This is a genomic window from Ferruginivarius sediminum, assembly GCF_003344765.1.
GTDB lineage: Bacteria > Pseudomonadota > Alphaproteobacteria > Kiloniellales > Rhodovibrionaceae > Ferruginivarius > Ferruginivarius sediminum.
In genome coordinates this window covers 1-5,001 of sequence record NZ_QPMH01000044.1, presented here as the reverse complement: position 1 = coordinate 5,001, position 5,001 = coordinate 1, and the positions used below count along the sequence as shown (strand labels likewise).

General features: G+C 69.8%; 2 protein-coding genes. Both read right to left on the bottom strand.

Going from position 1 to position 5,001, the window contains the following annotated elements:
- Window positions 1-202 precede the first annotated feature (202 nt).
- A complete protein-coding gene (locus DRB17_RS19675) occupies window positions 203-3,319 on the bottom strand; it encodes an efflux RND transporter permease subunit (protein WP_114583930.1) in 3,117 nt (1,038 codons plus the stop codon).
- Window positions 3,316-4,677, bottom strand: a complete 1,362-nt coding sequence (locus DRB17_RS19670; RefSeq protein ID WP_114583929.1) for an efflux RND transporter periplasmic adaptor subunit — start codon at window positions 4,675-4,677, stop codon at window positions 3,316-3,318. Before DRB17_RS19670 ends, DRB17_RS19675 begins: the two co-directional genes overlap by 4 nt.
- Between the last annotated feature and the right edge of the window lie 324 nt (window positions 4,678-5,001).

Sequence of the window (5,001 nt, the reverse complement as noted above, 5' to 3'; positions counted from 1 at the left end):
CGCCCGGATAGGCGACCTCGCGGGCGCGACGCCCCTGGCGAACGGCTTCTATTATGAGCGTGCCGGTGCCGAGTGGATCGAGGCGGGTTCATAGGACGCCGCCAAGCGGTGAGGGAGGCGGAACCGGGAACCGTGGCGTCTCGGCGGGGCGGCTGCCGATGAGTCCGCGTCAGCTGGTGGCCGGCATGGCACGGACGCCCGCTCAAACATTCTCGCGCTGTCCCATACGCGATCCGGGACGAACCAATCGGGCATCGGCCAGGATGCTGTAGAGTGCCGGCACGAACAGCAGGACCAGGACGGTGGACGCGAGCAGCCCGAAGACCACGCTGATCACCAGCGGCTTCAACACCTGCGCCTGCAGGCTGCCCTCGGCGAGCAGGGGCAGGAGGCCCAGGATGGTGGTGAGCGAGGTCAGCAGGACCGCGCGGAACCGGTCGCGGCTGGCTTGGCGCGCGGCGTCGCTTGTGGCGCGGCCCTCGCCCGCCCGCAGCTTGACGAAATGCACCAGCAGGATCGAATCGTTCACGACAATGCCGGCGAGCGAGGCGGCGCCGACCAGGCTGGGCATCGAGATCGGATACCCGACAAGGATGTGTCCCCACACCGCGCCGACCGCGGCGAACGGGATCGCCGTCATGACGACCAGCGGTTCCAGGTAGCTGCGGAATTGGAACGCCAGGACGACGAACACCCCGATCAGCCCGAACAGAAAGGCGTTCCGCACCGAGCCGCCGGTGGTGGCCGCCTCCTTGGACTGGCCCTGCAGGCTGACCTCGACGCCGGGGAAGCGCCGGCCCAGATCGGGCAGGAAGTCCTGTTGCAGGTCCGACAGGATGTCCATGGCGTTGCCGGCGCGGGTGTCGAGGTCGCCGGTGAGCGTGACGGTGCGCCGGCCGTCGATCCGGTGGATCCGCGCCCAGCCGCGTGCCGGCTCGACCGTCGCGACCGCGTCGAGCGGGACCTGGCCGCCGCCGGGCAGGGTCACGGTGAAGTCGTCGAGGTCCGCCAGGCTATCCCGGTCGCCGGGCGCCTGGTGCACCTCGATCTCGTAGGACTCCGGTCCGAGCTGGATTTCGCTGGCCGTTTCGCCCAGGAAGGCGGCGCGTAACTGGGAGGCTACGGTCTCCGCATCCAGGCCGAGGCCGGTCGCACCCTCCGCCAGCCGAATCCGCCGCTCCGGCTTGCCGGGACGCAGGTCGTCCATCACATCGCGCGGGCCGGCGTAGCTTATGAGTTCGTCCTGCAAGGCGAGGGAGGCTGACTTGAGCGCGTCGAGGTCGTCGCCCTGCAGGCGGATCTCGAAGGCGCGTCCCTGGGGGCCGAGGCTCGGTTCCTGCATGGTCAGGCTGATCGCCCCCGGGAGCGCGCCGATCTCGGCCCGCCAGCGGGCATAAAGCTCGTCCAGCGTGAGCGCGCGTCGTTCGGCGCCGAGCAGGTCGACGACGATCGTGGCGACATGCGGCCCGGTCTCGTGCGCGTCCGCGTTCTCGGCGAAGCGGACCTGGACCTGCTGGACCAGCGGCTGCCCGCCCGGCTGGTTTGGCGTGGCGGCGGCGTCGACGCGGCGCAAGGCGGCGACAATCCGCTCGACCGCCGCCTCGGTGCGCGCCAGCGGGGTGCCCTGGGGCAGCAGCAGGCGCGCCTCCACCACGTCGCCGTCGATCTCGGGAAACGCCTGGAACTTCAGGTGGCCGGCGGCCCCGTAGCCGATCGTCGCCAGCAGCGCGAACAGCATAACGCCGAGGAACAGGTAGCGGCCCCGCACCGCAAGATCGGCGGCCCGGCCGACAATCCGCTCGCGCAACCAGTCGAAGCCGCGCTCAAAGACCGCCCGGAAGCGTCCTTGCGCGCCCTCGCGCATCCGCGCGACCGGATGCACGAGGTGGTGCGGCAGGATCAGGAAGGCCTCGATCAGGCTTACCGCGAGCGTGACCAGCAGCACCACCGGCATCACCTCCAGCACCGTCCCGATGTCGCCCGAGAGGAAGGCCAGCGGGCCAAAGACGAACGCCGTGGTGATGAACGACGACAGCACCCCCGGCGCGACCTGCCCCGTGCCCCGGATCACCGAGTCCAGCGCGTCGCGGCCCTCGGCGCGGTGCGCCGCGATGTTCTCGGCGATCACGATGGCGTCGTCCATCAGCAGCCCGATGGCCATCAGCAGCCCGGTCATCGTGATCATGTTCATCGAGAGGCCGGCGGCCGCCATGACGAAGATCGCGCCCAGGAACGAGACCGGCAGGCCGAGCGCCACCCAGAAGGAGAACCGCAGGCCGAAGAACAGCCACATCGCCAGGACAACCAGGAGCAGGCCCTGCACGCCGTTCTCGACCAGCATGGTCAGGCGGTCGCGCACGATCGAGGACACGTCCTGCGCCAGGGCCAGCTCGACGCCCGGCGGCGCGCCGCGGCGCTGCTCGGCGATGAAGGTCCGCAGGGCGTCGACGACGCGCAGGCTGTCCTCGGCGGGCGTCTTGCGTATCTCAAGGATCGCCGCGCGCCGGCCGTCGAACAGCACCTTGCGCTCGGGATCCTCGAACCGGTCGGTCACGGTGGCGATATCGCCCAGCCGCAGCTCGCCGCCGCTCTCGCCGGCAATCACGACGAGCTCCGCAAGTTCCCGCGGCGTGCGGCGCTCGTCCTGGAAGCGGAGCCGAACCTCCTGCGCGTCCGTCTCGATGCTGCCGGCGGGCAAATCCACGTTCTGCCGGGCGATCTTGCGGGCAATGTCGCGCACCGACAGCCCGTGCTGACGCAAAACGGGCTTGGCGATCTCGATGCGGTACTGATGATCGGAAAATCCGGCGACGTCGACCTGCGAGACCTCCGGCAGGCGCAGCAGACGGTCCTTGAGCGCTTCGGCGTAGGCCTTGAGGTGCGGCGTCGCCATCTCGCCGCTCACTGCGATGGAGGCGACAAAGTCCGTCCGGTGCAATTCGCGTACGACCGGCGCTTCGGCGCGCGGCGGGAAGTCGTCGACCGCATCGATTTCCGTCTTGACCTCGTCGAGGAAGCGGGAGAAATCGCCGCCCTCGCGCATTTCGGCGACCGCGCTGGCCCGGTCGTCGAGCGCCTCGCAGCGCAGCTCGGCCAGATCGGTGACGCCTTCCAGCGCGTCCTCTATGCGCGCGCAGACGGCCTCCTCCACGTCGGCGGCGCCGGCGCCCGGATAGGCGACCTCGACGCCAACCTCCTTGGCGGTATAGCGGGGAAAGGTCTCGCGCTTGAGGGTCGGGGCCGCCAGCACGCCGGCGGCGACGATCAGTACCAGCAGCAGGTTGGCGGCGGTGGGATGGCCGGCGAAGTACCGGATCACGGACAGGCCTCCTCCCCGCGGGCGTCGGTGCGGAGCCGTCGCGCGGCGGCGTCGTCGGGGTGTGGGGCCAGCTTCATCCCGGCAATGGCCGGGACCAAGTCGGTCAGGACAATCCGCTCCCCGGCTTCAAGCCCTGTGCGGATTACAGCAAATTCCCCGTAGTGGCCGGCGATCTCGACATCGCGCAAATCCAGGCGTTCGTCTGGCCCGGCGACATAGACGCGGTCGCCGTGGAGCGCGGCGCGCGGCACGACGACTGCGGGCGGGCGCGGCGGGGCGCACAGCCGGACCTCGACGTACATGCCCTTGACCAGCGGCGGCTGCTCCGGCGGGCGCGCCCGTTCGTACGGCCGCTCGACCACCACGACCGCCCCGACGGTGCGCGTTTCGACGTCGATCGCCTCGCTGATCCGGTCCACCCGGGCGTCCCAGATCACGGGCTCGCCGCCGGTGCGCAGCCGCACCTCGGCGGTCAGCCCCATGGCCGGGAGCAAGTCGCGCAGCCGGGCAACCGAGTCGGTCGCGGGGCGGCGCACCGGATCGAGCAGGGCGCGGAAGCGCTCGACCGGCACCTCGGCCTCGACCTCGCTCGCCGCGACGGCGTCGCCCTGCATCAGCGTCGCCCCGGCCTGCACCACCTGACCGGTTTCGGCGTCGGTCGCGGCGACGCGCAGGTCGAAGGGCGCGGTGATCGTCGTGCGGGCGAGATCGCGTTCGGCGCGGCGTAGCCGTGTATGCTCGCCCGCCAGTTCCGCCTCCAGCCGGTCCCGCTCGGCGGGAAGCAGGGCGAGCGTATTCTCCAGCTCCTGGACGGCCTGACGCTGCTGGAGGTATTCGCGCTCCTGCCGGTCCACGGTCGCCTGCGGCACGGTACCGCGGTCGTGAAGTGTGCGCTGCCGTTGCAGTTCGCGCTCGGCGACCCGGAGGCGGCTATGTTCGATCTCCAGGGACTGCCGGGTGCTGGTTTCGCGCTGATCCAGCTCGGCCAGTTGCGCTTTCTTGGCGGCAATCGTCGCCTTTGCCTCGGCGATCGCGATCTTGTGGTCCGTCGGGTCGATTCGGAAGAGCGTGGTGCCGGCGCCGAGGATCGCGCCCGTCTGCAAATCGGGGTGCCTGTCGACGATCTCGCCGGATACCTCGGCAACGGCGCGCCAGGTGCGCGCTGGTCGCGCTTCACCGTAACCAGTGGCGCGGGGTACGTACGCGAGCCGGGGTGCGGCGATCACCTGAACGGCCGTCGCCTGTTCGCTGGCGACAGCTTTCTCCGGCGCCGGCCGGTTGGCGACCAGCCAGAGCCCGAGGGCGGCCCCGAGCGCTGCGGGCAGAAGGACGAGAAGCGCGCGGCGAAGAATTCTCACGGGACAACCTGTTGGCTTGCGAAGGGGTTGACAGTGCCGGCATACCGGTTAGCATAAAGTTAGTCAACGCTAACGTTAGATGTCGGATGCCCTTCGCCTTCGACTCCGGGGTGCGTGCGAGGTTTTCGCAATCCTTCAAAATGTTGTGCGTGCCACGCTGGGCGGATTGGTGTTAGTGATATTTCACCTTGGATGGTTATATGGAAGCGCGAAAAACTGGCGAAGAGCGACGTCGGCAGATCCTGGACACGATGCTCCGGATGGCCGGGGAACAGGGCCCCGACGCGGTCACGACCAAGGCATTGGCCGCGCGGATCGGCGTCA